The organism is Streptomyces sp. NPDC053513 (genome assembly GCF_044544765.1).
In the GTDB taxonomy this organism is placed as follows: domain Bacteria; phylum Actinomycetota; class Actinomycetes; order Streptomycetales; family Streptomycetaceae; genus Streptomyces; species Streptomyces litmocidini.
The window spans coordinates 37,894-60,783 of sequence record NZ_JBITXP010000029.1; the positions used below are offsets into that span (position 1 = coordinate 37,894).

The 22,890-nt window shown below is 73.9% G+C and carries 25 protein-coding genes; 11 read left to right on the forward strand and 14 right to left on the reverse strand.

The window, feature by feature from the left end; all coding sequences use genetic code 11:
* Positions 1-6: 6 nt before the first annotated feature.
* From ACIGW4_RS32635 to ACIGW4_RS32650, 4 genes are read right to left on the reverse strand one after another with little or no spacing between them, the layout of a single operon-like run.
* Positions 7-1,269 carry an amidohydrolase family protein gene (locus ACIGW4_RS32635; RefSeq protein WP_398711442.1) on the reverse strand — a complete coding sequence of 421 codons (1,263 nt, stop codon included), beginning with the start codon at positions 1,267-1,269 and terminating at the stop codon, positions 7-9.
* Entirely contained in the window at positions 1,266-2,558 is a 1,293-nt protein-coding gene (locus tag ACIGW4_RS32640) for an amidohydrolase family protein (protein WP_398711443.1), read from the reverse strand. The genes ACIGW4_RS32635 and ACIGW4_RS32640 overlap by 4 nt, the downstream gene beginning before the upstream one ends.
* Before the next feature lie 29 nt (positions 2,559-2,587).
* Positions 2,588-3,472, reverse strand: a complete 885-nt coding sequence (locus tag ACIGW4_RS32645) for an SDR family NAD(P)-dependent oxidoreductase (RefSeq protein ID WP_399584733.1) — start codon at positions 3,470-3,472, stop codon at positions 2,588-2,590.
* Positions 3,472-4,269 carry an acetoacetate decarboxylase family protein gene (locus tag ACIGW4_RS32650; RefSeq protein ID WP_123450992.1) on the reverse strand — a complete coding sequence of 266 codons (798 nt, stop codon included), beginning with the start codon at positions 4,267-4,269 and terminating at the stop codon, positions 3,472-3,474. Before ACIGW4_RS32650 ends, ACIGW4_RS32645 begins: the two co-directional genes overlap by 1 nt.
* Positions 4,270-4,365: 96 nt before the next feature.
* On the opposite strand from ACIGW4_RS32650, the gene ACIGW4_RS32655 reads away from it, so the two are divergent.
* The 6 genes from ACIGW4_RS32655 (at position 4,366) to ACIGW4_RS32680 (ending at position 10,217) form a co-directional block, all read left to right on the forward strand.
* A complete protein-coding gene (locus ACIGW4_RS32655; RefSeq protein ID WP_123450994.1) occupies positions 4,366-4,989 on the forward strand; it encodes a TetR/AcrR family transcriptional regulator in 624 nt (207 codons plus the stop codon).
* Positions 4,990-5,467: 478 nt separating this feature from the next.
* Positions 5,468-6,442, forward strand: coding sequence for a DEDDh family exonuclease (locus ACIGW4_RS32660; protein WP_399584736.1), 975 nt, complete (start codon positions 5,468-5,470; stop codon positions 6,440-6,442).
* Positions 6,443-6,505: 63 nt separating this feature from the next.
* The gene (locus ACIGW4_RS32665) at positions 6,506-6,739 is read left to right on the forward strand and encodes a hypothetical protein (RefSeq protein WP_086830155.1); all 234 of its coding nucleotides are present in this window, start codon (positions 6,506-6,508) and stop codon (positions 6,737-6,739) included.
* An 81-nt stretch (positions 6,740-6,820) separates the two neighbouring features.
* Positions 6,821-7,618 (forward strand): SURF1 family protein, encoded by a 798-nt coding sequence (locus tag ACIGW4_RS32670; protein WP_398711448.1) that lies wholly within the window; start codon positions 6,821-6,823, stop codon positions 7,616-7,618.
* 53 nt (positions 7,619-7,671) lie between these two features.
* Positions 7,672-9,456, forward strand: a complete 1,785-nt coding sequence (locus ACIGW4_RS32675) for a glycoside hydrolase family 15 protein (protein WP_399584740.1) — start codon at positions 7,672-7,674, stop codon at positions 9,454-9,456.
* 5 nt (positions 9,457-9,461) lie between these two features.
* Positions 9,462-10,217, forward strand: coding sequence for an SDR family oxidoreductase (locus ACIGW4_RS32680; RefSeq protein WP_123451001.1), 756 nt, complete (start codon positions 9,462-9,464; stop codon positions 10,215-10,217).
* A 48-nt stretch (positions 10,218-10,265) separates the two neighbouring features.
* Here ACIGW4_RS32680 and amaP read toward each other — a convergent pair whose 3' ends face one another.
* Genes amaP through ACIGW4_RS32705 form a run of 5 tightly spaced genes read right to left on the reverse strand, consistent with a single transcriptional unit; the run spans position 10,266 to position 12,590 of the window.
* On the reverse strand, positions 10,266-10,853 hold the full coding sequence (amaP, locus tag ACIGW4_RS32685) for an alkaline shock response membrane anchor protein AmaP (RefSeq protein WP_398711451.1): 588 nt from the start codon (positions 10,851-10,853) through the stop codon (positions 10,266-10,268).
* Complete coding sequence (locus tag ACIGW4_RS32690) at positions 10,850-11,503, reverse strand: DUF6286 domain-containing protein (protein WP_399584744.1); 654 nt, start codon at positions 11,501-11,503, stop codon at positions 10,850-10,852. Before ACIGW4_RS32690 ends, amaP begins: the two co-directional genes overlap by 4 nt.
* Positions 11,500-11,871, reverse strand: coding sequence for an Asp23/Gls24 family envelope stress response protein (locus ACIGW4_RS32695; protein ID WP_260174275.1), 372 nt, complete (start codon positions 11,869-11,871; stop codon positions 11,500-11,502). Before ACIGW4_RS32695 ends, ACIGW4_RS32690 begins: the two co-directional genes overlap by 4 nt.
* Positions 11,872-11,880: 9 nt before the next feature.
* Positions 11,881-12,072: a hypothetical protein gene (locus ACIGW4_RS32700; RefSeq protein ID WP_398711453.1), complete on the reverse strand. Its 192-nt coding sequence runs from the start codon at positions 12,070-12,072 to the stop codon at positions 11,881-11,883.
* A 41-nt stretch (positions 12,073-12,113) separates the two neighbouring features.
* Positions 12,114-12,590 carry an Asp23/Gls24 family envelope stress response protein gene (locus tag ACIGW4_RS32705; protein WP_123451011.1) on the reverse strand — a complete coding sequence of 159 codons (477 nt, stop codon included), beginning with the start codon at positions 12,588-12,590 and terminating at the stop codon, positions 12,114-12,116.
* 93 nt (positions 12,591-12,683) lie between these two features.
* On the opposite strand from ACIGW4_RS32705, the gene ACIGW4_RS32710 reads away from it, so the two are divergent.
* On the forward strand, positions 12,684-13,370 hold the full coding sequence (locus ACIGW4_RS32710; RefSeq protein WP_123451013.1) for a hypothetical protein: 687 nt from the start codon (positions 12,684-12,686) through the stop codon (positions 13,368-13,370).
* Positions 13,371-13,461: 91 nt separating this feature from the next.
* Here ACIGW4_RS32710 and ACIGW4_RS32715 read toward each other — a convergent pair whose 3' ends face one another.
* From ACIGW4_RS32715 to ACIGW4_RS32725, 3 genes are all read right to left on the reverse strand, one after another.
* Positions 13,462-14,262 (reverse strand): enoyl-CoA hydratase/isomerase family protein, encoded by an 801-nt coding sequence (locus ACIGW4_RS32715; protein ID WP_123451015.1) that lies wholly within the window; start codon positions 14,260-14,262, stop codon positions 13,462-13,464.
* Between the two features lie 133 nt (positions 14,263-14,395).
* Positions 14,396-14,617, reverse strand: a complete 222-nt coding sequence (locus ACIGW4_RS32720; protein ID WP_006123601.1) for a helix-turn-helix domain-containing protein — start codon at positions 14,615-14,617, stop codon at positions 14,396-14,398.
* A 365-nt stretch (positions 14,618-14,982) separates the two neighbouring features.
* Complete coding sequence (locus tag ACIGW4_RS32725) at positions 14,983-16,581, reverse strand: ABC-F family ATP-binding cassette domain-containing protein (protein ID WP_123451017.1); 1,599 nt, start codon at positions 16,579-16,581, stop codon at positions 14,983-14,985.
* Positions 16,582-16,847: 266 nt separating this feature from the next.
* On the opposite strand from ACIGW4_RS32725, the gene ACIGW4_RS32730 reads away from it, so the two are divergent.
* Both ACIGW4_RS32730 and ACIGW4_RS32735 read left to right on the forward strand, forming a co-directional pair.
* Positions 16,848-17,738 carry a neutral zinc metallopeptidase gene (locus tag ACIGW4_RS32730; protein WP_359591756.1) on the forward strand — a complete coding sequence of 297 codons (891 nt, stop codon included), beginning with the start codon at positions 16,848-16,850 and terminating at the stop codon, positions 17,736-17,738.
* Positions 17,739-17,796: 58 nt separating this feature from the next.
* Positions 17,797-18,198 (forward strand): VOC family protein, encoded by a 402-nt coding sequence (locus ACIGW4_RS32735; protein ID WP_123457243.1) that lies wholly within the window; start codon positions 17,797-17,799, stop codon positions 18,196-18,198.
* Between the two features lie 13 nt (positions 18,199-18,211).
* Here ACIGW4_RS32735 and ACIGW4_RS32740 read toward each other — a convergent pair whose 3' ends face one another.
* Together ACIGW4_RS32740 and ACIGW4_RS32745 are read right to left on the reverse strand one after the other, a co-directional pair.
* Positions 18,212-19,630, reverse strand: coding sequence for a hypothetical protein (locus ACIGW4_RS32740; RefSeq protein ID WP_398711459.1), 1,419 nt, complete (start codon positions 19,628-19,630; stop codon positions 18,212-18,214).
* 89 nt (positions 19,631-19,719) lie between these two features.
* On the reverse strand, positions 19,720-20,847 hold the full coding sequence (locus ACIGW4_RS32745) for an alpha/beta hydrolase (protein WP_123451023.1): 1,128 nt from the start codon (positions 20,845-20,847) through the stop codon (positions 19,720-19,722).
* Positions 20,848-21,255: 408 nt separating this feature from the next.
* Here ACIGW4_RS32745 and ACIGW4_RS32750 point away from each other — a divergent pair, with 408 nt between their 5' ends.
* Together ACIGW4_RS32750 and ACIGW4_RS32755 are read left to right on the forward strand one after the other, a co-directional pair.
* Entirely contained in the window at positions 21,256-22,524 is a 1,269-nt protein-coding gene (locus tag ACIGW4_RS32750) for an inorganic phosphate transporter (RefSeq protein WP_359591754.1), read from the forward strand.
* A 16-nt stretch (positions 22,525-22,540) separates the two neighbouring features.
* On the forward strand, positions 22,541-22,762 hold the full coding sequence (locus ACIGW4_RS32755) for a hypothetical protein (RefSeq protein ID WP_123451027.1): 222 nt from the start codon (positions 22,541-22,543) through the stop codon (positions 22,760-22,762).
* Positions 22,763-22,890 lie beyond the last annotated feature (128 nt).

The following is a 22,890-nucleotide window of genomic DNA, read 5'->3' on the forward strand; positions in this document are numbered from 1 at the left end:
GCCGCCTCACCACACGCGGACCGACCCGCCCGGCGCGAAGGCCGGGCTGGTGGCGCCCTCGGGAACCTCCTTCAGCGGCTGGGCGATCTCCTCCACGGTCGGGCCGTGGACGGCGGCGAGGCGGTCGAGGAGGGCGAGGTCGAAGCCGTAGACGCGGGCGGCGTTCCCGCCGGCCATGGCGGCGACCTCCTCCCGGGGCAGTCCCGCGTAGGCGATGCGGAGGCCTTCGCGGGAGTACGGGGTGGTGCCCTCGTCGTGCGGGTAGTCGCTGCCCCACATGATCTTGTCGAGGCCGATCCGGTCGCGCAGCGGCACCTCGTGGGGGCGCATGAAGCTCGCGCCGACGAAGCAGTTGTCCCGCCAGACCTCCTTGGGGCCCCTGCCCATGGACTCGGCGAGGCCGGCGCCGAACCTGGACTCGGCGGTGGCGGCCTTCGTCGCGGCCGACACCAGACGCCGGTGGTAGTAGTCCAGCATGTCGAGCACGCCCGGGATCCAGCCCGAGCCCTGCTCGGTCAGGACCAGCTTGAGCCCCGGGTGGCGCCGGAACGCGCCGCCGAAGATCAGGTGCCACAGGGCCCGGTGGGAGAACCAGGTGGTCTCCACCATGAACACCGCGCGGGCGGCCGGTTCGTCGCCCAGGGGTGGTGAGGCGGAGCCGCCGTGGTGGTTGACCGGGACGTCGAGCTCGGCGCAGACCGCCCAGATCGGGTCGTACGCCTCGGAGTACAGCTCGGGGACGGGCGAGCCCGGCGGGACGCCGGGCAGCAGGATGCCGCCGGTCAGCCCGGCCTCGCGGGCGCGGCGGATCTCCGCGACCGCCGCGTCCACGTCGTTGAGGAGGATCTGCGCCACGCCCGCCCTGCGCCCCGGGGCGTCGGCGCAGAAGTCGGCCAGCCAGCGGTTGTGTGCCTGGAGCCCGGCCCAGCGCCGCTCGTACTCGGCGCGGGTGGGCGGCTGGGCCATCAGGGAGGCCTTGGGGAAGAACGGCGGGATGGTGTTGGGGAAGACGACCTCGGCGACGATGCCGTCCGCCTCCAGTTCGCGCAGCCGGCGCTGCGAGTTCCAGTTGCGGTCGGCGGTGTCGGCGAGGAGGTCCTCGTACGGGTTGACGTAGGTCGCCGCCCAGGCGTCGAAGTCGTCGTGGTGCTTCTTCTCCAGGTACGGCCTGTAGTCGAGGAGGTCGGCGCCGGCGTGGCAGTCGGCGGAGATCACGGTGTAGCGGTCGGTGGCGGTGGAGCGGTCGGTCACGGGGTGGCGGTCGGTCACGGGTTCACCCCCAGGACCGGGAACTCGTGGTCGGTGAGCCAGTGCCGGCCGACCTCGCGGGAGCGGGCCCAGGAGGCCTCGACGGCGGCCTGGTCGGCGGGCTGGCCGAGGTCGGCGGGGGTGGGGCCGATGCGACGGGCTATCGGATCCAGTGCTCGGACGTCGAATCCGAAGACCTCCGCGGCGGCGAGGCCCAGCATCCGCCGCGTCTCCCCGACCGGGATGTCGTGGAAGGTCCTCCGCAGCCACGCGCGCGTGTCCGGCCAGGTGCCCTCCGGGTGCGGGAAGTCCGAGCCCCACAGGATGTTGTCGACGCCGATCTCGTACCGCTGCGCGAGCTCGCGCCGCTTGGTGTTGGTGGCGCAGACGAAGACCTGCCGGTCCAGGTACTCGCTCGGCGGCCGCTTCAGCTCCGCGAACGGGGACAGCTTCTTGCCGCCGTGCGCGCCCAGGTAGAGCCGGTCCATGAACCAGAGCAGGTTCGGCAGCCACCAGCAGCCGGACTCGGCGACCCCGAACCGCAGTCCGGGGTGGCGCTCGAAGGCGCCCGACCAGAGCAGGAACCACAGCGGCCTGGCCGGCCACCAGGTGACCTCGGAGACGTAGATCCCGAGGTGGTCCCCGTACTCCTCGCGCGGTGCCGCCCCGGAGTGGGTGACGACCGGCATGCCGGTCTCGGCGGCCGCCGCCCACACCGGGTCGTAACGCCGGTCGTGGTACGGGGCCTTGTCCACCCACATGGAGGGGATCATGAGCGCGCCGAGCCCGGACTCCTTGGCGCGGTGGATCTCGGCGACGACCTCGCGGACGTCGGCGGTGACCGGGAGGAGGGCGACCCCGCAGTGCCGGGCCGGATTCGCGGAGACGAACTCGGCGAGCCAGCGGTTGTGCGCCTTCGCGCCCGCCATGCCGAGCTCCGGGTCCTGGTCGCCGGAGAGGCCGAGGCCGACGCCGAAGGGCGCGGCGGTCCGGCTGTCGACGGCGTCCGCGTCGGGGAAGACGACCTCGGCGGCCACCCCGTCGCCGTCGAGCTCCTTGATGCGCTGCGCGGGGTCCCAGCCGCCGCGCAGGCCTTCCTCGTTGTCGTGGAACCACTTGTCGGCGAAGGCCTCGTTGCGCACCCCGAGCCGGGTCATGGCCTCGCGGCGGGCCTCGCGCCCCGCCAGGAAGTCGTCGAAGTCCCGGTGGAAGCGGGGGTCGAGATAGGGCCGGTACTCCTCGGTGGGCAGCCCGGCGTGACAGTCGGAGGAGATGATCAGGTACGGGTCCTCATGGCGCTCGTTGCTCATGGCGAAAGCCCCTCGGTCGGCGAAGCCCCTCAGTCGAGGATGAAACTCTCCAGGTACGACGGGTTGGCGCGGTCGAGCATGGACTGCGAACGCGCCCTGATCTGGCGGTCGCTGTGCTCGCTCGCCGGCAGCATCCAGAAGCGGTCGGCGCGGATGCCGTCGACGACGTGCTCGGCGACCTCCTCCACCGGCGTGAAGGCCACCTCGTGCCCGGCCTCCTTCATCGCCGCCTCCCACTGGTCGAGGCTGCGGTACGGGGTCTTCCGGGGCCGCTGCTTGGCGTACCGCTCGGGCCGGTTGCGGTGCGACTCCCACAGTCCGGTGCGCAGCATGTGCGGGCCCGGGAAGAGCACGGAGGCGCCCACGCGCGCGTGCTCGGCCCTCAGGTGCGCGTACAGCGACTCCGTCATGGTGACGACGGCCGCCTTGGTGACCGCGTACACGGAGGCGGTGGGCAGCGGGGCGATGCCGCCGTCGCCCGAGGAGGTGTTCACCACGTGACCGGGTTCGCCGCCCGCGAGCATGCGGGGGACGAAGGCCTGGATGCCGTGGAAGACGCCCCAGACGTTGACGGAGAAGGCCCACTTCCAGTCGTTGGGCTCGTGCTCCCACATGGGGCCCTCGGCGCCGGAGCCGACGCCCGCGTTGTTGCAGAGGACGTGGACGGCGCCGAAGGTGTCGTACGCGGCGTCGGCGAACGCCCGCACCTCGTCGGGGTCCGAGACGTCGACCGTCCGGGCGAGGACCTGCGCCCCGCTCTCCATCAGCTCGTCGGCGGCCTCCGCGAGCGCGCCCCGCTCCACGTCCCCGAGGACGACGGCGAGGCCCTCGGCGGCGAAGCGGCGGGCCATCGCGAGCCCGATGCCGCTCGCCGCGCCCGTGACGACGGCCACCTGCCCCTCGCGCAGTTCCATCAGGCGCTTCCTTCCGGGGGTCCGTCGAGGATCTGGAGCGGGTCGTCGTACCGCTGGTGGACGAAGGGCAGCAGGTCCCGGGCGGAGACGCGCTCGGCGACCGTGCCCTTCTGGTCGGTGGTCTTCTCGCCGATCGTGATCTCGACGAGCCGGCGCACCGGGAGGTCGGCGACCGGGTCGTACATGGACTCGCGCAGGACCACGTCGCCCGTGATCCGCTCCAGCTTCCGCACCTTCTCGTTGCGGACGCAGTGGACGAGGACGGGGTCGGCGTCGAAGCCGGTCCCCTCCACGCCCGGCAGGAACTTGAAGTAGAAGTCGGTCTTCTCGACGGGCTCCGGCAGCGGCAGCGGGCCGGAGACCGCGCCGCGCACCTCCACGAAGGCGATGCCGTGCCGGGCGAGGGAGGCGCGCACGACGAGCCCGTCCCGCTCGACGGTCACCTCGCCCAGCTTCTTCGGCTCGCCGAACACCTCGCGCCCGCCGATCAGGGCCCGTTCGTGGGTCATCGGCATGACCAGCGGGTACCAGCCCTCCCGGTCGCCGTGGGCGGCGGCGACGGCCACCGAGCCGGCGCCCAGCGGATAGCCGGGCAGGTCGACCTTGCTGATGTTGACGCGCACGAGGGGACGCGCGGTGGGTTTCAGCGGGGGCGGCAGGACCGCCGCCACGACGTCCGGGTCGGTCTCCCAGACGGCGACCACGCCGGTGGACCAGATGTCGGGGAGCCTGGCGGACCGCTCGCGGGCCGCCGCCGCCTCCGCGTCGCTGCGCGCCCCGTACCGTACTCGTGCCATGACGTACCACCCTTCGGGATCGTCGGCCTGTAACACAGTTACACGGCTGGCGACGAAGGGTAAAGAGGTCTGCACGCAGAGGAGTTGGGGGATCCGATGGCACGCTCCGCGCTGTCCCGCGACGAGGTCCTGGACACGGCGGCCGCCCTGGTGAGGGAGCACGGCCCGGACGCGCTGACGATGCGTCGGCTGGCCGCCGAGCTCGGCACCGCCGTCACCTCGATCTACTGGCACGTCGGCAACCGCGAGTCGCTCCTCGACGCCCTCGTCGCCCGTACAGTCGCCGACCTCGGCACGATCCGCCCCCGGGGCGCCACCCCGGCCGAGCGGATCGTCTCGGTCGCCCGCGCGCTGCGCCGCGCCCTGCGCGAACGCCCGCACCTGGTGGCGATGGTCCACGAACGCGGCCTGACGGAACGCATGTTCCTGCCGGCCCAGCGCGCCCTGGTCCACGAGGCCCACGCGGCGGGGCTGCGCGGCGCCCGCGCGGCCGCCCTGGTCCACGCGGTCCAGTTCCAGGTCGTCGGTCACGTCCTCGTCGAGCGCAACCGGGAACGCGCGCCCGCCCAGCCGCCGGCCGAGACGGACCTCTGGGTCACGGAGCCGACCGGCCTCCCCGCCCCCGACCCGGAACTCGCCCGCGCCCTCGCCGCCCCGGTCGACACGGAGGCCGTGTTCCTGGTGGCGGTGCGCGCGCTGGTGGCGGGGCTGCTGCGCTGAGGGGACCGCCGCCTCCGCCACCGGGCCACCCGCTCCGGCTCCGGTCCGCCGCGCAGGCGTCGCCCCGGCCCGCCGAGGTGCTCGGCGGGGCACGGGCCGGCGCGGGCCCCGGTCCGCCGCCGGCCGCGCCGGGCGACCGGGCATCCGCCGTCCGCCGGGCGACCGTCGGGTCTCCTTCCCGCGCGGCCGGGTCGCCCACGCGTGCGCCCGGTCGCCCCTGCCTGCCACACTCACCGCCGGGGCGGGCGCGCCCCTGGGGGCGGAGGTGCCGCGCCGGCCCACGACCGCGCCCCGCTTCCACGCGGACCCCGCGGGGCCTGCGGCGCCCTCGGCGGCGGCCGGCGACCTGGTCGCCGCGCTCGGCCGATCGGCCCCGCACGCGAGGGGGCGGTGCCGGATCCCGGCCGGATCGGTGGCGGATCACCGCCATGGAATCCGGAACCGGGGACCCGGGTGTCCGTGGAGGCCCGTATTCTCAATGACCGTGCTTGACGACCGTACGACAGCAGCGACGTGGCCGGCCGCCTACCCGCAGGGGTACGCGGTGGTCGACGTGGAGACCACCGGACTCGCCCGCGACGACCGGATAGTGTCGGCTGCCGTCTACCGGCTGGACGCCCGGGGGAACGTCGAGGACCACTGGTACACCCTGGTCAACCCCGAGCGGGACCCCGGCCCCGTCTGGATCCACGGCCTGACCAGCGACGTCCTGGAGGGCGCGCCGCTCTTCACGGAGATCGCGGCGGAGTTCGCGGCACGGCTCGACGGGCGGGTGCTCGTCGCGCACAACGCGATGTTCGACTGGCAGATGATCGCCCGGGAGTACGCGCGCGCGCAGTCCGCCGCGCCGGTGCGCCAGCGGCTGTGCACGATCGCGCTCGCCAAGGAGCTGTCGCTGCCGCTGCCCAACCACAAGCTGGAGTCGCTCGCGGCGCACTTCGGTGTCGTGCAGCAGCGCGCGCACAACGCGCTCGACGACGCGCGGGTGCTCGCCGAGGCGTTCCGGCCGAGCCTGCACGCGGCGGCCGAGCGGAACGTACGGCTGCCGCTGCTGGAGTGCCGGCCGCTCACCGAGTGGGCCTCGACGCCGGCGCAGCCCCGGGCGGGCCATCCGCCCTCCTACCGGGCGGGCGGCTGGCGACCCTCGCGGAAGCGTCCGGCGTGCCCGTACCCCAACCCCGGACGGTACGAGTCGGACAAGCCGCTCAAGCAGGGCATGCGGGTGGCGTTCTCCGGGGACACCTCCATCGACCGCGAGCTCCTGGAGGACCGCACCGTGGAAGCCGGCCTCCACGTCGCCACCAGCGTCTCCCGGCTGACCAGCCTCCTGGTCACCAACGATCCGGACTCCGCCACCTCCAAGACCCTCAAGGCCCGCTCGTTCGGCACCCCGGTCGTCGACGAGGCCGCCTACACCCAGCTGCTGCGGGACGTGACCCCGGCAGACGGGTGACGCCCCCGGCTCCACGGGCGCGCCGCACCGCGCGCGCCCGCCGGGCGCTCCACCCTGTGGCGCATGGCACGTTGTGAGGTCTGCGGAAACGATTACGGCATGTCCTTCGAGGTTCATGCACAGGGCGCGGTTCATGTCTTCGACTGCTTCGCCTGCGCCATCCACCGCATGGCGCCCATCTGTGAGCACTGCCGGGTCCAGATCATCGGACAGGGCGTCGAGGTCGAGGGCAGCTGGTACTGCGGCGGCCACTGCGCCCGCGCGGAGGGAAAGGCGGGCATCGTCGACAGGGTGTGAGGAAACGATCCCGGGCGGTCGGGCCGCCCGACCCGAACCCCCCGTGCGTCCACCCCTCGGCCCCCGCTGTACGGTCGTGGGGTGTACCGCTTCCTGTTGTCCCGGCAGTGGGTGATCCTCACCCTCGGCGCCCTCGCCCTCATCCCCACGATGATCCAGCTGGGATTCTGGCAGTTCCACCGGCACGAGCACCGGGTCGCCCAGAACACCCTGATCGCGGACAACCTCAAGGCGAAGCCGGTCCCCGTCGAGGAGCTCACCTCCCCCGGTCACACCGTCCCGCGCGCCGACTACTGGCGGACGGTCACCGCCACCGGCACCTTCGACACCGCCCACGAGGTGGTCGTCCGCCGCCGCACCTCCTCCGACGACCAGGTGGGCGTGCACGTGCTGACCCCGCTGGTCCTCCGCGACGGCCGGGTCGTCCTGGTCAACCGCGGCTGGGTCCCGGCCGCCGCCGACCAGCACTCCTACCCGCCGGTGCCGCCCGCCCCCAGGGGCGAGGTCACCGTCACGGGCCGGCTCAAGGCGGACGAGACGACGGGTGCCAGCGGCATCAAGGACCTGAAGGGCCTGCCGGACCGCCAGGTCATGCTCATCAGCAGCCGGCAGCAGGCCGAGCTCATGGGCCGCGAGGTGCTCGGCGGCTATCTGGAGCTGACCGCGCCCGAGCCGGCCGGCGGCACCCCCGAGACGATCGCCGAGCCGGACCACGAGTCGATCGGTCCCCACATGGCGTACGCCGTGCAGTGGTGGCTCTTCGCCGCCGGGGTGCCCGTCGGCTGGGTGATCCTGGTGCGCCGGGAGAAGCGCGACCGGGAGGCCGGGGAAGCCTCCGACGTCCCCGGATCGCCGGAGCGGGAGCCGGTGGAGGCGTAGGGCGGCTCCGTCCGGCTGGTTGACCGTCGCCGCTTCCGGGAACAGGCCGAAGCGTGACGCAACGTATCGACGACTACGCCCTCATCGGGGATCTCCAGACCGCCGCACTCGTCGGCCGCGACGGGTCGGTCGACTGGCTGTGTCTGCCCCGCTTCGACTCCGCCGCCTGCTTCGCCGCCATCCTCGGCGACGAGAACAACGGCCACTGGACCGTCGCGCCCAAGGGCGCCACCAGATGCACCACCCGCCGCTACGCCGAGGACACCCTCGTCCTGGAGACCTACTGGGAGACCCGGACGGGCACCGTCAAGGTCGTCGACTTCATGCCGCAGCGGGACGCGTCCCCCGACCTGATGCGGATCGTGGAGGGCGTCAGCGGCAGCGTCGAGATGGCCTCCGTGCTGCGGCTCCGCTTCGACTACGGCTCGATCGTGCCGTGGGTGCGCAGGGTCGACGGCCACCGGGTCGCGATCGCCGGCCCGGACTCGGTCTGGCTGCGCAGCGAGCCGCACGTGAAGACCTGGGGCCAGCAGTTCTCCACCCAGTCCTCCTTCACCGTCGCCGTCGGCGAGAAGGTCGCCTTCGTCCTGACCTGGCACCCCTCGCACGAGCCGCGCCCGGACCTCGTCGACCCCTTCGAGGCCCTGGAGCAGTGCCTCGCGGACTGGCGGAAGTGGGCGGCCCGCTGCACCTACGAGGGCCCGTACCGGTCGTCGGTGCTGCGGTCCCTGATCACCCTCAAGGCGCTCACGTACGCCCCCACCGGCGGGATCATGGCCGCCCCCACCACCTCCCTGCCGGAGGAGATCGGCGGCGTGCGGAACTGGGACTACCGCGCCTGCTGGCTGCGCGACTCCTCCCTCACCCTCGGCGCGCTGCTCGCCGCCGGGTACGAGGAGGAGGCGGCCGCCTGGCGGGACTGGCTGCTGCGCTCGGTCGCGGGCGACCCCGCCGACCTGCAGATCATGTACGGGCCGGCCGGGGAGCGCCGACTGCCGGAGACCAGCCTGCCGTGGCTGCGCGGCTACGCCGACTCGGCGCCGGTACGGACCGGGAACGCGGCGGTGGACCAGTTCCAGCTGGACGTGTACGGCGAGGTCATGGACTCCCTCTACCGCGCACGTGAGGCCGGGATCCCGGCGGAGCGGCACGCCTGGAACCTCCAGCTGAGCCTGCTCGGCTTCCTGGAGTCCACCTGGCGGGAGCCCGACGAGGGCCTGTGGGAGGTCCGCGGGCCGCGCCGCCACTTCACCCACTCGAAGGTGATGGCCTGGGTCGCCGCCGACCGGGCGGTCCGCACCCTGGAGGCCGACCCCACGCTGCCGGGGGACGCGGGGCGGTGGCGGGCGATGCGGGACGAGATCCACGCCCAGGTGTGCGCGCGGGCGTACGACCCCGTGCGGAACACCTTCACCCAGGCGTACGGCTCGTCCGAGCTGGACGCCGCCACCCTCCTCATCCCCCAGGTCGGCTTCCTGCCGCCGGACGACCCCCGGGTGGTGGGGACGGTGGACGCGGTGCGGGAGGAGCTGATGCACGGCGGCTTCCTGCGCCGGTACAGCCCCGACTCGACGGCCCTGGACGGGCTCCCGGGGCAGGAGGGGACCTTCCTGGTCTGCTCGTTCTGGCTGGCGGACGCGCTGCGGATGACCGGGCGCGTCGAGGAGGCCCGCGCGCTCTTCGAGCGGCTCCTCACGCTCACCAACGACGTGGGGCTCCTGGCGGAGGAGTACGACCCGGTGGCGGGGCGGCAGCTGGGGAACTTCCCGCAGGCCTTCAGTCACATCGGTCTGGTGGGGACGGCTCTCGCCCTGGCCGCCGAGGACGCGGCAGGATAGGGGGCATGGATCTTGGACTGAAGGACCGTGTGTACGTGGTGACCGGTGCGACGCGGGGGCTCGGCCGGGCCTCGGCCGAGGCGCTGCTCGCCGAGGGCGCGAAGGTGCTGGTCACCGGGCGCGAGGAGAAGGCGGTCGCCGAGGCGGTGGCCGAGCTGGGCGAGGGGGCGGCCGGGATCGCCGCCGACAACGCCGACCCGGGGACCCCGGCCCGGCTGATCGCCGAGGCGCGGGCCCGCTTCGGCGGCTTCGACGGCATCCTGATCAGCGTCGGCGGCCCGGCGCCCGGCTTCGCGGCGGACAACACCGACGAGGAGTGGGCGGCCGCGTTCGACACGGTCTTCCTGGGGGCGGTGCGGCTGGCCCGCGCGGCCGCCGAGACCCTCACCGAGGGCGGCGTCATCGGCTTCGTCCTGTCCGGCTCCGTCCACGAGCCGATCCCCGGCCTCACCATCTCCAACGGGCTGCGCCCGGGGCTGGCCGGCTTCGCCAAGTCCCTCGCCAACGACCTGGGCCCGCGCGGCATCCGGGTCGTCGGCCTGCTGCCGAGCCGCATCGACACGGACCGGGTCCGCTCCCTGGACGCGCTCTCCGGCGACGCGGACGCGGCCCGCGCGGCGAACGAGCTCACGATCCCGCTGCGGCGCTACGGCACCCCGGAGGAGTTCGGGCGCACGGCGGCCTTCCTGCTCTCGCCGGCCGCCTCGTACCTGACGGGGCTGATGCTGCCGGTGGACGGCGGGGCGCGCGCCGGGTTCTGACCGGTCCGGGGCGGCGGTCCCGCCCCTCGCGCGACGGCGTCCGGTCCCTCAGGCGACCCGGCGGGCGCGGTGCTTCACCGCGCGCAGGCGTGCCTCGGTGGGCAGGGCGGGCAGTCCCGCCGCCGTACGGGCGTGGGCGAGGGCCCGGGTGCTGAGGGCGGACAGGGTGTCGCCCGGGGAGGCGTGCGGCTCCAGGAGGAGCGCGATCCGGGTCCGGGGGGCGGCGCGGCGGCCCGTGAGGGCGACCTTGGCCCGGGCGACGCCGTCCTGCGAGGCGGCGTCCGCCTCCAGGACGCCCTCCAGGGCCCGGCCGCGCAGGACCGCCTCCTCGCCGTCTCCCGTGTCCACGAGGACCTCGGACAGCCGGGCCCGCCGGAACTGGACGAGCAGCCACCACAGGGCCAGCAGGACGACGATCCCGAGGGCGGCGATGACCGCCGGCCACCACCAGCTCTCGTCCCGCCAGCGCTGCCGGTCGGCGGTGGAGAGCAGCACGTCGGAGGGGCCCGACCAGGGCCACCAGGACGGTACGGAGAGGTCGACGGCGGCGGCGAGGACCGCGCCGCCGACGACCACGAGGATGAGCCCGGCGAGACCGAGCAGGACGCGGTTGACGCGCCGGAGGACGCGGGTCACTTGGCCTTCCCTTCCTTCCGGGACGGCCGGGCCACCCGTACCGTCGGAGCGAGCGGGCGGGCGAGGCCGAGCTCGTCGATCCCGGTGGCGAGCACCGTCTCCACGTCGGCTCGGACCTCGTCGAGGGCGCGGAAGTGGGACACCGCCCGGACGCCGACCTTGGCGCGGCCGACGCGCACCTTGACGGACTGGACCCCGGAGACCTCCATGACGCGGTCCCGCAGGGTGAGGGCGGCGGCCTCGCGGTCGAGTCCCGCCCGCACGTCGGTGTGCTCGCGGCGCATCGGCAGGACGTTGCGCAGCCCGGGGGTGAGGGCCAGGACGAGGAGCCAGACGCCGAGCAGGACGGCGACGGACGCGCCGGCGACGATCACCACGTCGTCGAGGGGCCGGGTCGCGAGGGCGTGGGCCAGCCGGCGCCGCCAGGACATCGCGGAGCGGTCGGCCCGTACGGCCGCGACGTCGTAGAGGAGCAGCCCGGCGGCGGCGAGGACGACGGCCGCGAGGAGGGCGGCCGGGATGCGGCGGGCGGACCAGAAGCGGCGGGCGCGGGGCACCGGGGCGCCGGCCTGGACGGCCGCCGCCCCGCCTGCGGGTCCGCCCGGGGGGGCCGGGCTCGTCGTGGGGTTCTGTTCCGGGGTCGTGGTCATGCGAGGCGGCCCCTCGACGAGGTGTGGCGGGTGTGCGCGGAGTGGAGGTGCTCGACGTGGACGGCCACCTCATGGACCTCCAGGCCGACGAGCTCCTCCACGCGCGTGCGTACCCGGTTCCGCACGGCGCCGCACTGGCGGCCGATGTCGGAGGGGTAGTCGAGGTCGAGGCTCACCGAGACACGGGCGGTGTCCCGGTGGACGGCGACCGAGGCGTGCGGCTTCGATCCCCCTCGGGGGACGGAGTCGAGGGCCTCCCTCGCCGCCTGGGCGGCGATCTTCGCGACGACGCGGTCGGCGATGGTGGTCGCCCCCCGGTCCCGCACTCCGTCCCGTACTCGTGCCGGATCGTCTGCCAGGTCCGTCACCACCTCGGGTCACCGCCGCCGGTCGCCGCGGTCGCGTCCCCGGAAGAAGTCTCCGGGTTCGAGGTCCCCGTCGAGGAACCGCCCGGCCACGAAGCCGATCGCGCCGAGGGCCGCGACCAGTACGAACGCTCCGAAGCCGCCGAAGTATCCGGCGAATCCGAGAGCCATGCCGGCCAACAGGCCGGCCACCGCCATGCTCATTCCGAGTCCCTTCCTGGCCCCTGTCGCCGGGGTTCCGACGACTACTGAAGCCGGGGCTCCGGCTCCTCTTCCTCGTCCTCGGGCAGCTTCACGTCGCTGACCGCGATGTTGACCTCGACGACTTCGAGGCCCGTCATCCGCTCCACGGCGGCGATGACGTTCTCCCTGACGTCGCCGGCGACGTCGGCGATGGAGACGCCGTAGTCGACGACGATCTCCAGGTCGAGCGCGGTCTGCACCTCGCCGACCTCGGCCTTGACGCCCCGGGTGACGCTCGACTTCCCGCCGCCTGTGCCGGGGACCCGGTCACGGACGGCGCCGAAGGTGCGGGAGAGGCCGCTGCCCATGGCGTGGACGCCGTCGACGTCACGTGCGGCGAGACCCGCGATCTTCTCCACGACCCCGTCGGCGATGGTCGTCCGGCCCCGGGTGCCCGCCAGGCCGCCCCCGCGCTTCGTCACGGAGGTGCGGCGCGACTCGTCCGTCGCGAGTTCTCCGGAGTGAGTGGTGTCCGTCATGAGATCTAGCCCCTTCTGTCATATTTCGGGGTTCCTCGCTCACATTAAGGGCGCTTGCCCGAATTCGCCCCAGGGATGCGGCAGGCTGGGGGAATGACGACGGCTGAAGGATGGACAGCGGCGGTACGGGAACGGCTCGCGCCGGGCAGGCTGCTGCCGCTCGGGACGGCGGGGGACGGCGCGTGGATCACCGAGCGGGCGGTGCGGGGCGTCCTCGCCCCGGCCGCCGCGGCGGTACGGGGGGTGGTGCCGGGCGGGCTCCGGGTCGGGCCCGACCTGGAGGCCGAGAACGAGGGGGCGGCGGGGGCCGAGCCGTTCCCGGTGCCGCCGGGTGCGCTCGGGCCGGGGGTGCTGCGGATCACCGCGGACTTCGGGGCGGTCGCGGGCCGTCCGCTGCCGGAGCTGGCCGAGGAGCTGCGGGCGGCCCTGCTCGGGGCGGCGAGGGACGGGATCGGGCTGCTCGTGACGGCCGTGGACCTGCGGGTGACGGAGCTGCTCGACACGGAGCCCGCCGCGGCCCCGGACGCTCCCCCGCCGGGGCGGCCGGCTCCGGCGACGGACGATCCGGTGGCCCTGGCGGTCCTGCGGGTCGAGGGCGTGGCGGGCGTGACGGACACCTGGGGGCCGCCGGTGCACCGGGGCCCGGAGGGGATGCGGGTGGAGCTGGCCGTGACGGCCGGTCACCGCCCGCTGGACGTGGCCCGCGCCGCCCGGAACGCCGCGACCGCGGCCGCCGACGGGGCGACCGCGGTCACGGTGCTGGTCTCGGAACTGCGCTGAACGCGTGCGGCCGCGCGCTCGAAGCGCGCGGTGCCGCGCCGGACGCGCGTGTCCGGCGCTCTTCGCGCGGGCCGGCCGCCCGCCACGCGCGTCAGTCGCCGAGGCCCGCCAGGTCGCGCAGGCGGCGGGCCTGGGCGGCGCGCTCGGCGGTGCGCTGCTCCTCGTAGGAGCGGCCGGAGACGCCCTGGAGCAGCGCCTTGGTCTCGGTGACCGCGTCGCGGGGCGCCGCGAGCAGGGCGGCGCTGAGGTCCCGTACCGCCGCGTCGAGCTCCTCCGCGGGCACGGACAGGTTGGCGAGACCGATGCGCTCGGCCTCCTCCGCGTGCACGAAGCGGCCGGTGGCGCAGATCTCCAGGGCGCGGGCGTAGCCGACGAGCGAGACGAGCGGGTGCGTCCCGGTGAGGTCCGGGACGAGGCCCAGGCTGGTCTCGCGCATGGCGAACTGCACGTCCTCGGCGACGACCCTCAGGTCGCAGGCGAGGGCGAGCTGGAAGCCCGCGCCGATGGCGTGGCCCTGGACGGCCGCGATCGACACGAGGTCGCTACGACGCCACCAGGTGAACGCCTCCTGGTACTCGGCGATGACCGCGTCGAGTTCCTCGTCGGAACCGCGCGCGAGGTCGAGGAAGGACGGCTCGCCGTCGAAGCCCTCGGGCGTGAACGCCTGCCGGTCGAGTCCGGCGGAGAAGGACTTGCCCTCGCCGCGCAGGACGACGACCCGCACGCTGCCGGGCAACGACCGGCCGGCTTCCGTCAACGCCCGCCACAGAGCGGGAGACTGGGCGTTGCGCTTCGCCGGATTGGTCAGGGTCACCGTGGCAACGGCGTCCTCGACGGTGAGCCGTACACCGTCCTTGTCGAACACGAGCTCAGAGTCGTCGAGCGTAGTCATGGGGGCGCCTCCGGTTCCGGTGCAGCACTGCATGCGACATGCTAAGTGACTGCACAGTAACCACCCGGTCGGCCGCAGGACCGACCGGGTGCCCACCGGGGGGTCCCGGTGGACCGGTCGAGCCGCCCCGATGTCAGGCCGAGGCCGCCTTCTTGCCCCGTGTCGCTCCGCCGCGTCCGCGCAGCGTGACTCCGGACTCGCTCAGCATCCGGTGGACGAACCCGTAGGAGCGGCCGGTTTCCTCGGCCAGCGCCCGGATGCTCGCACCGGAGTCGTACTTCTTCTTCAGGTCTGCCGCGAGCTTGTCGCGCGCGGCGCCGGTCACCCGGCTGCCCTTCTTCAGAGTCTCGGCCACCCGTGCCTCCTCATGGGAAGTGCGCTCTGGACTTCTCATGATCACCCCTCCCGTCCGTCCTGGCCACCCATTCGACAAGGTCCGTGCCGCCGGGTTTGTGGACGAGTACGCCGTCATCACGAACGGAAGCTCTGATTCCGCGGGGCCGGAAACGCGCCTTCGAACCGGTCGGTACGGGAAGTACCAGGTCAGCACGGCAAGGGGAACACACGTGCGGCGCGGGTCTGCCGGAAGGATTCAGCAGAGCACCGCGCCGGGATGTACGAGAGATCCTCACTCAGATGACGGATCACCCATGAGCCGAATGATCCAGCCCGGGATGATCATCCAGGGCCGGACGGGGCCCGGGGACCGCCTCCGGAGGGTCAGGCGAGGGCCACCAGGTCCGCGTAGTCCGCGCCCCACAGGTCCTCGACGCCGTCCGGGAGCAGGATGATCCGCTCCGGGTCGAGCGCCTCCACGGCGCCCTCGTCGTGGGTGACGAGGACGACGGCGCCCTTGTACGTGCGCAGCGCGCCGAGGATCTCCTCGCGGCTGGCCGGGTCCAGGTTGTTGGTGGGCTCGTCGAGGAGCAGCACGTTCGCCGAGGAGACGACGAGGGTCGCGAGCGCGAGCCGCGTCTTCTCGCCGCCGGAGAGGACGCCGGCCGGCTTGTCGACGTCGTCGCCGGAGAAGAGGAAGGAGCCGAGCGTCTTGCGCACCTCGACGAGGTCGAGGTCGGGCGCAGCCGAGCGCATGTTCTCCAGGACGGTCCGCTCGGGGTCGAGCGTCTCGTGCTCCTGGGCGTAGTAGCCGAGCTTCAGGCCGTGGCCCGGGGTGACCTCGCCGGTGTCGGGCTTCTCGACGCCGCCGAGGAGGCGCAGCAGGGTCGTCTTGCCCGCGCCGTTGAGGCCGAGGATGACGACGCGCGAACCCTTGTCGATCGCGAGGCTCACGTCGGTGAAGATCTCCAGCGAGCCGTAGGACTTGGAGAGCCCCTCGGCCGTCAGCGGGGTCTTGCCGCAGGGCGCCGGCTCGGGGAAGCGGAGCTTGGCGACCTTGTCGGAGACCCGCACCGCCTCCAGGCCGGAGAGCAGCCGCTCGGCGCGCTTGGCCATGTTCTGCGCGGCGACGGTCTTGGTGGCCTTGGCGCGCATCTTGTCCGCCTGCGAGTTGAGCGCGGCGGCCTTCTTCTCGGCGTTCTGGCGCTCGCGCTTGCGGCGCTTCTCGTCGGCCTCGCGCTGCTGCTGGTAGAGCTTCCAGCCCATGTTGTAGACGTCGATCGTGGAGCGGTTGGCGTCCAGGTAGAAGACCTTGTTCACCACGGTCTCGACGAGGTCGACGTCGTGGGAGATGACGATGAAGCCGCCGCGGTAGGTCTTCAGGTAGTCGCGCAGCCAGACGATGGAGTCGGCGTCGAGGTGGTTGGTGGGCTCGTCGAGGAGCAGGGTGTCGGCGTCGGAGAAGAGGATCCGGGCGAGCTCGACGCGGCGGCGCTGACCGCCGGAGAGGGTGTGCAGCGGCTGGCCCATGACCCGGTCGGGCAGGCCGAGGGCGGCGGCGATGGTGGAGGCCTCGGCCTCGGCCGCGTACCCGCCCTTGGTCAGGAACTCGGTCTCCTGGCGCTCGTACTGGCGCAGCGCCTTGTCGCGGGTGGCGCCGGAGCCGGTGGCGATGCGCTCCTCGTTCGCCCGCATCTTCTTGAGGAGGGTGTCCAGGCCGCGGGCGGAGAGGATCCGGTCGCGGGCCAGGACGTCGAGGTCGCCGGTGCGCGGGTCCTGCGGGAGGTAGCCGACCTCGCCGGAGCGGGTGATGCTGCCGGCGGCCGGCTGCCCCTCGCCGGCGAGGCACTTGGTGAGGGTGGTCTTGCCCGCTCCGTTGCGGCCGACGAGGCCGATGCGGTCGCCCTTGGCGACGCGGAAGGAAGCGGACTCGATGAGGACTCGGGCGCCGGCGCGCAGCTCGATGCCGGAAGCGGTGATCACGGACAGACTCCAGGGCGGTGGGAAGGGCGGAAGGACGGCTGGTGGCGGGCTTCGACGCCGCTAATGCACCCAGAGGAGAACGGCCATGCGGCCAGTCTAACGGGCGCCTGCAACTGGTTTTCGGCCAGACGGGCGGGGGCAGGCGCATTCGGATCCTTCTCACATTCCCGCCGATGCACCCCAAAAGGGGCGAGCAGGTGGAGATCATTCGATACTCGGCGCAGGGCGGCGGTCTCTGCCCGGCGGAGAGCGGAGGGTGGTGGACCGTGCAGTTCGACGACGACGCCGACCTGGACACCTCGGAGGTCAGCGACTCCCGGGGAAGCCGGATCCCGGGCGGCGGGGCGACCATCGGGGGCGGGATCATCGGTTTCGTCGCGCTGGTCCTGGGGCTGTTCTTCGGGGTGGGGCCCGACCAGCTGGGACTCTCGGACGGCGGCGACCAGCCGGCCGCGACCTCGCCCTCGGCGGCCCGGCTGGACCAGGTCTGCAAGAAGGGTTCGGACGCCAACACGCGCGAGGACTGCCGGATCGTCGCCGTCGTCAACAGCGTGCAGGACTACTGGCGGGGCGAGTACGCGCGCCGGGGCGGGACCTACAGCACCGCCTCCACCAAGCTCTTCACCCAGCGGGTCGGCACCGCGTGCGGCCCGGCGACCTCGGCGGTGGGGCCCTTCTACTGCCCCGGCGACCGGCGGGTCTATCTGGACCTGGGCTTCTTCGACGAGCTGCGGACCACGTTCGGCTCGACCGGCGGGCCCTTCGCCCAGGCGTACGTGGTGGCGCACGAGTACGGCCACCACGTCCAGAACCTGATGGGGACCCTCGCCCGCGCCCAGGACGGGCGGACCGGCGCGAACTCCGCCGCCGTGCGGGTCGAGCTCCAGGCCGACTGCTACGCCGGGGTCTGGGCGCGGCACGCGACGACCACCCCCGACGAGAAGACGGGCCGGCCGCTGCTCACCCGGCTCACCGACGAGGACATCCGCGACGGCCTGGACGCGGCGGCGGCCGTGGGCGACGACCGGATCCAGGAGCGGTTCCAGGGGCGGGTGACGCCGGAGAGCTGGACGCACGGCTCGGCGGCGCAGCGGCAGCAGTGGTTCCGGCAGGGCTACCGGACCGGCGACATGGCCCGGTGCGACACCTTCCGCTGAGTTGTCGGCGGCGGCTGCCAGACTGAGATCCAGGTCACATCGAGAGGGAGTGATCGGGATGGCTGGGACCCCCGACATCTGTCCGGCGCTGCGGTACGAGGACGCGAAGGCCGCGATCAAGCAGCTCACGGAGGGCTTCGGTTTCACCGAGCGCGCCGTGTACGAGGGCGAGGACGGCCGCGTGATGCACGCCGAGCTCTCCTGCGGGAACGGCATGGTGATGCTGGGCAGCAAGGGCAGCGGCAGCGAGTTCGACAAGCTGATGGGCGACGGCGGTCCCACCGCGGTGTACGTGCGCGTGGACGACGTCGACGAGCACCACGCCCGGGCGGTGGCGCAGGGCATCGAGATCGTGATGCCGCCGACGGACCAGGAGTACGGCTCGCGGGACTACACGGCCCGGGACGCCGAGGGCAACGTATGGAGCTTCGGTACGTACGCCCCCGGCGCGGCGGGGTGAGCGTCCCCTGAGGTCAGGCCCCGCCGGTGTGGACCTGGAAGGCGGCCCGGCGGACCGCCTTGGCCAGGGCCGGGTCCGGGTGGGCGGCCGCCAGGGCGACCAGGACCTGGACCGTGCGGGGGTGGCCGACGGCGCGGACCTCGTCGAGCAGCGCCGGGACGGTGCCCTGCACGGCGGAGTCGAGGTGGCGGACGAGCAGTTCGCTCTCGCCGTGGTCGGCGACGGCCGCCGCGGTGTCGACCCAGAGCCAGGTCGACTCCTCGCGGGTCAGCACCTCCTGGGCCTCGTCGGGGTCGGCCCCCTCGTACTCGGCCAGCCAGAGCAGCGCGTACGGGCGGAGCGAGGGCTCGGCGACGGTGGCCCGCACCTCGGCCTCGGCGGGCGCCCCGACGACGCGGAGCGCCTCGAAGGCGAGACCGCGCAGGAGGGCGTCCTCGCCGCGGGCGACGGCGAGGAGTTCGCTCACGGCGCTGGACAGGGTGCGGGCCGCGAGCCAGGCGCGGTACTCGTCGCGGGCCGGGCCCGGGGTGAGCCGGGCGCAGCCGCGGAGCATGTCCTCGGCGGACTGCTCGATGTTGCCCGCGGGGCTCTGCGCGGCGACGCAGATCTGCTCCAGCTTGACCCAGACCGCCCAGTTGCCGAGCGGGGTCAGGGTGGCGTGGCGCTCGTCGGTGCCGGAGTCCAGGGTGAGCGCGCCGACGGCGGCCAGGCCCTCCAGGGCCCAGTCGAGGAGGGCGGGCAGACCGTCGAGGGCGGAGCGGGCGGGGGCGTCCGCCGACTCGGGCGCCTGCTCGGCCGCGGGGACCTCGCAGCGCTCCTCGCGGAGTTCCTCGACGCGCTGGCCGAGGAGGTCGAGGAGGGCGGGGACGAGGACCGGGCCCTGGGAGAGCTGGAGCAGCGAGAGCACCTGCGGGACGGCCTCGACGACCTCGGCGACGGCGCTCGGGGCGACCCCCTCGGGGGCGGGGTGCACGAGCGACCAGGCGTCGAAGAGGGCGACCCAGCCGCGCAGGACGGCGGAGTCGTCGCGGTCCCAGGCGTGCAGCCGCCAGCCGGGGCGGGCGGTGTCGCCGTGCAGCTCGACGAGCCCGGCGAGCCGGGCGCGGTCCCAGCCGGCCCGGACCTGGCCGGGCGTCAGGTCCAGTGCGGCCGCGGCCCGTTCCTGGGCGGGGCGGGCGCCGGGGCCGGTGCCCAGTGCCGTGTCGGTGCCGTGCTCGACGGCGGCCCAGCGGGCGATCCGTACGGCGTCGGCGAGGACGTGCCGGGCCTGGCGGGCGAGCTCCGCGCGGGGCGGGGTCCCCTCGGGCGGCCGCGGCGCCGGCCGGGTGCGCCGGGTCGTCACGGCCCGTCGGGCGGTGGCCAGCGCCCGCGGGCGGACGAGTCGGAGTCTGGAGTTGCGCGCCAATGGTTCATCGGGCTTTCGAGACGTCACGGGGGCAGTCTTCCCGCTGACGGCCCGAAAGCCCAATCGGAATCGGACGCCCCGTCGGATCGGGCGCCGGAACGGCCTCGGAGCGGCCGTCAGAGCAGCGGGGTGAGGAAGCGGCGCAGGGACTCCTCGTAGCGGTTCGGGTCGGCGTTCCACATCGCGGCGTGCGGGGCCTGCTTCACGGTCCGCAGGGCGACCAGGCCGGGCAGGCGGGAGGCGAGTTCGACGGAGGGCTCCCAGGGGGCGAGGGTGTCGTCGGGACCGTGGAAGAGGAGGGCCGGGGCGCGCAGGGCGCCCGGCTCGGAGACGGTCCGGAGGAGGTCGCCGTGCGCGCCGGTCCTGCCCTGGGCGGCGCGGACGGCGAGCGGGAGCAGGGGGCCGGGGACGTGGCGGGCCGCCGCGAGGTTGCGGAGGGTGGCCTCCCAGTCGAGGACCGGGGAGTCGAGGACGATGCCGCTGATCCGGTCGCGCACGCCCGATTCGGCGGCGGCGCGCAGGGCCATCGTGGCGCCGGTCCCCCAGCCGTGCAGGACGACCTTCCGGGCTCCCCTGCGGACGGCGTAGCGGATGGCGGCGTCGACGTCCCGCCACTCGGAGTCGCCGAGGTGGGCGAGGCCGTCCGGGGAGGAGGGCGCTCCCTCGTCGCCCCGGTAGGCGGGGACGAGGACGGGGATCTTGCGGCGGTCGTAGAAGGGGACGAGGTTCAGCGGGTGCTCGCGGGTGGTGCCGAGGCCGTGCAGGGCGATCACCCAGGTGGTGCGGGGGCCGGGCACGAGCCAGGCGGGCAGGGGGCCGAGCTCGCCGGGGATCTCGACGTCCTCGTGGACGAGGCCGAGGGCGCTGGTCGGGGTGCCGCGGTGGAGCTGGGGGGTGAGCCGGACGCGGGCGCCGGGCCCGAGGACGCCGAGCTCGACCCGCTCCAGGCGGCGGACGACGGTGTCGGCGGTGTGCGGGGCCCGGTCGAGGACGGGGCCCAGGACGGCGTGCAGGCCGGGGGCGTCCATGCCGTACGTGCCGGGGCGCAGCGAGGCGAGGCTGCGGGTGAGGGTGATCCGTTCGGGCCCCGTGGCGTGCACGGTGAGTCCGGGGTCTCCGGGCAGTGGTCGTCCGGACGGCACCTTGAGGGCGACGTCGCTGGCGTACCGGCCGGCCGCGATCACGGCCGCGCCGACACCGATCAGGGTGGTGACGGCCGCTGCCGTCGCTGTAGCCGGGCGCACGCTCCCAGTCTCGGCAGGACGGGTCGGAGCTGCCACCGGACGGGCCCGGCCGGGGTGGGGTGGGCCGCGGCGGCCGGAGGGGCGCCCGGGGTGGACAGCGACGGGCCGGGGGGCGCCCCGGGAGTGACGTGGGTCTCCTCCGGGGGGTCTCCCGGTCGGACGGTTCTGTCCAGGGGGTGGAACCGGATGTCGGGGGAGGAAGCGGGGTGAGTCGCATGTGTCCCGTGAGGAACGGGATTACCCGTGGTCGCCCGGTGACCGCATCGTGGACACCGGGCGCCCCGGGGCCGGAAGCGGAACCCCTTGACACCGGATAGGGACACCACACTGCCCGCCCCAGTTCATCTTCCGTTCACCCAGGTTGCTTACGTTCAACGGACTACTGACGTCGAACGATTGCCTGGGTAAATGGAACACATCACGCTGCTGCTCGCCATTGTGGTCGTGACAGCTCTCGTGTTCGATTTCACGAACGGTTTCCACGACACCGCCAACGCGATGGCCACGACCATCTCGACCGGTGCGCTCAAGCCCAAGACGGCGGTGGCCATGTCCGCCGTGCTGAACCTCGTCGGCGCGTTCCTGTCGGTCGAGGTCGCCAAGACGATCTCCAAGGGACTGGTCAACGAAGAGGGCATCCAGCCCGAAGTGATCCTCGCCGCGCTCGTCGGCGCGATCCTCTGGAACCTGGTGACCTGGCTGGTCGGACTGCCCTCCAGCTCCTCCCACGCCCTGATGGGCGGACTCATCGGCGCGACCGTCGCCTCGATCGGCGTCAGCGGTGTCCACGGCGAGGTCGTCGTCTCCAAGGTCCTCATCCCGGCCGTCGCCGCCCCGATCGTCGCGGGCATCGCCTCGATGCTGGCCACGAAGCTGACGTACAGGATCGGCGCCAGGACCGACGAGAAGGACACCGCCAAGGGCTACCGGGTCGGCCAGATCGCCTCCGCCGGTCTCGTCTCCCTCGCCCACGGCACCAACGACGCCCAGAAGACGATGGGCATCATCACCCTCGCCCTGGTGGCCGGCGGCACCCTCGCCCCCGGCTCCAACCCGCCGGTCTGGGTCATCGTCTCCGCCGGTCTGGCGATCGCGCTCGGCACCTACCTCGGCGGCTGGCGCATCATCCGCACCATGGGCAAGGGCCTCACGGACCTCCAGCCGCAGCAGGGCTTCGCCGCCCAGACCAGCGCGGCCACGACCATCCTGGCCTCCTCCCACCTCGGCTTCTCGCTCTCCACCACCCACGTCGTCTCGGGTGGCGTCATGGGCGCGGGCCTCGGCCGCAAGGGCGGCGTCGTCCGCTGGTCGACCGCCACCCGCATGTTCGTCGCCTGGGGCCTGACCCTGCCGGCCGCCGGCCTGGTCGGCGCGGGCGCCGAGTACGTCGCCCGCCAGGGCGACTGGGGCGTCTACGTCGTCGCGGCCTTCCTGATCGCCTCCTGCGTCGGCATCTGGCTCGTCTCCCGCCGCCAGGTGGTCGACCACACCAACGTCAACGACGTCGAGAACGACGCCGAGGCCGAGGCCGCCGGTGTCGTGACCACCGCGATCGCGGCCGTCACCCCGCCGCCGGCCGGTTCCGTCGCCGCCGTCGCGGACGAGGACCTGAAGACCACCATCCCCGCGCCGGTCCCCACGGACCCGGCCGCTCCCCCGGCCCCCGCCGCGGTCTAAGGAACTGGAACCAAGCATGAAGATCGACTGGGCAGCCCTCGGCTCCGTCTTCGGAGTCAGCCTCGGGGCGACCGTCGCCCTCGTGGCCCTCTTCACCCTCGGCGTCATCGGCCTCTCCAAGCAGGAGCGGGCCGCCGCCCAGGGGGGCTCCGCCGCCCTGGCCCGCACCGGCGCCTACGCCTGCTTCGCCCTGTGCCTGGCGGCCGTGGCGTACGGCATCTACCTGATCGTCGCCTGACGCTCCCGTTCACGACGGGCGGGGGGGGGGGGGGCCCCGCGGGGGGGGGGCGCGCGCGGGGGGGGGGGGGGGGGGGGGGCCGGGGGGGGGGGGGGGGGGGGGGGGGGTTGTTGTGGGGGGGGGGCCGG

What these genes read in the sequence shown, in the direction of transcription:
- ACIGW4_RS32640 (WP_398711443.1), bottom strand. Translation starts at nt 2,558, where the DNA reads ATGAGCAACGAGCGCCATGAGGACCCGTACCTGATCATCTCCTCCGAC.
- ACIGW4_RS32645 (WP_399584733.1), bottom strand. Translation starts at nt 3,472, where the DNA reads ATGGAACTGCGCGAGGGGCAGGTGGCCGTCGTCACGGGCGCGGCGAGC.
- ACIGW4_RS32650 (WP_123450992.1), bottom strand. Translation starts at nt 4,269, where the DNA reads ATGGCACGAGTACGGTACGGGGCGCGCAGCGACGCGGAGGCGGCGGCG.
- ACIGW4_RS32655 (WP_123450994.1), top strand. Translation starts at nt 4,366, where the DNA reads ATGGCACGCTCCGCGCTGTCCCGCGACGAGGTCCTGGACACGGCGGCC.
- ACIGW4_RS32660 (WP_399584736.1), top strand. Translation starts at nt 5,468, where the DNA reads ATGACCGTGCTTGACGACCGTACGACAGCAGCGACGTGGCCGGCCGCC.
- ACIGW4_RS32665 (WP_086830155.1), top strand. Translation starts at nt 6,506, where the DNA reads ATGGCACGTTGTGAGGTCTGCGGAAACGATTACGGCATGTCCTTCGAG.
- ACIGW4_RS32680 (WP_123451001.1), top strand. Translation starts at nt 9,462, where the DNA reads ATGGATCTTGGACTGAAGGACCGTGTGTACGTGGTGACCGGTGCGACG.
- ACIGW4_RS32690 (WP_399584744.1), bottom strand. Translation starts at nt 11,503, where the DNA reads ATGACCACGACCCCGGAACAGAACCCCACGACGAGCCCGGCCCCCCCG.
- ACIGW4_RS32700 (WP_398711453.1), bottom strand. Translation starts at nt 12,072, where the DNA reads ATGAGCATGGCGGTGGCCGGCCTGTTGGCCGGCATGGCTCTCGGATTC.
- ACIGW4_RS32705 (WP_123451011.1), bottom strand. Translation starts at nt 12,590, where the DNA reads ATGACGGACACCACTCACTCCGGAGAACTCGCGACGGACGAGTCGCGC.
- ACIGW4_RS32710 (WP_123451013.1), top strand. Translation starts at nt 12,684, where the DNA reads ATGACGACGGCTGAAGGATGGACAGCGGCGGTACGGGAACGGCTCGCG.
- ACIGW4_RS32715 (WP_123451015.1), bottom strand. Translation starts at nt 14,262, where the DNA reads ATGACTACGCTCGACGACTCTGAGCTCGTGTTCGACAAGGACGGTGTA.
- ACIGW4_RS32735 (WP_123457243.1), top strand. Translation starts at nt 17,797, where the DNA reads ATGGCTGGGACCCCCGACATCTGTCCGGCGCTGCGGTACGAGGACGCG.
- ACIGW4_RS32750 (WP_359591754.1), top strand. Translation starts at nt 21,256, where the DNA reads ATGGAACACATCACGCTGCTGCTCGCCATTGTGGTCGTGACAGCTCTC.
- ACIGW4_RS32755 (WP_123451027.1), top strand. Translation starts at nt 22,541, where the DNA reads ATGAAGATCGACTGGGCAGCCCTCGGCTCCGTCTTCGGAGTCAGCCTC.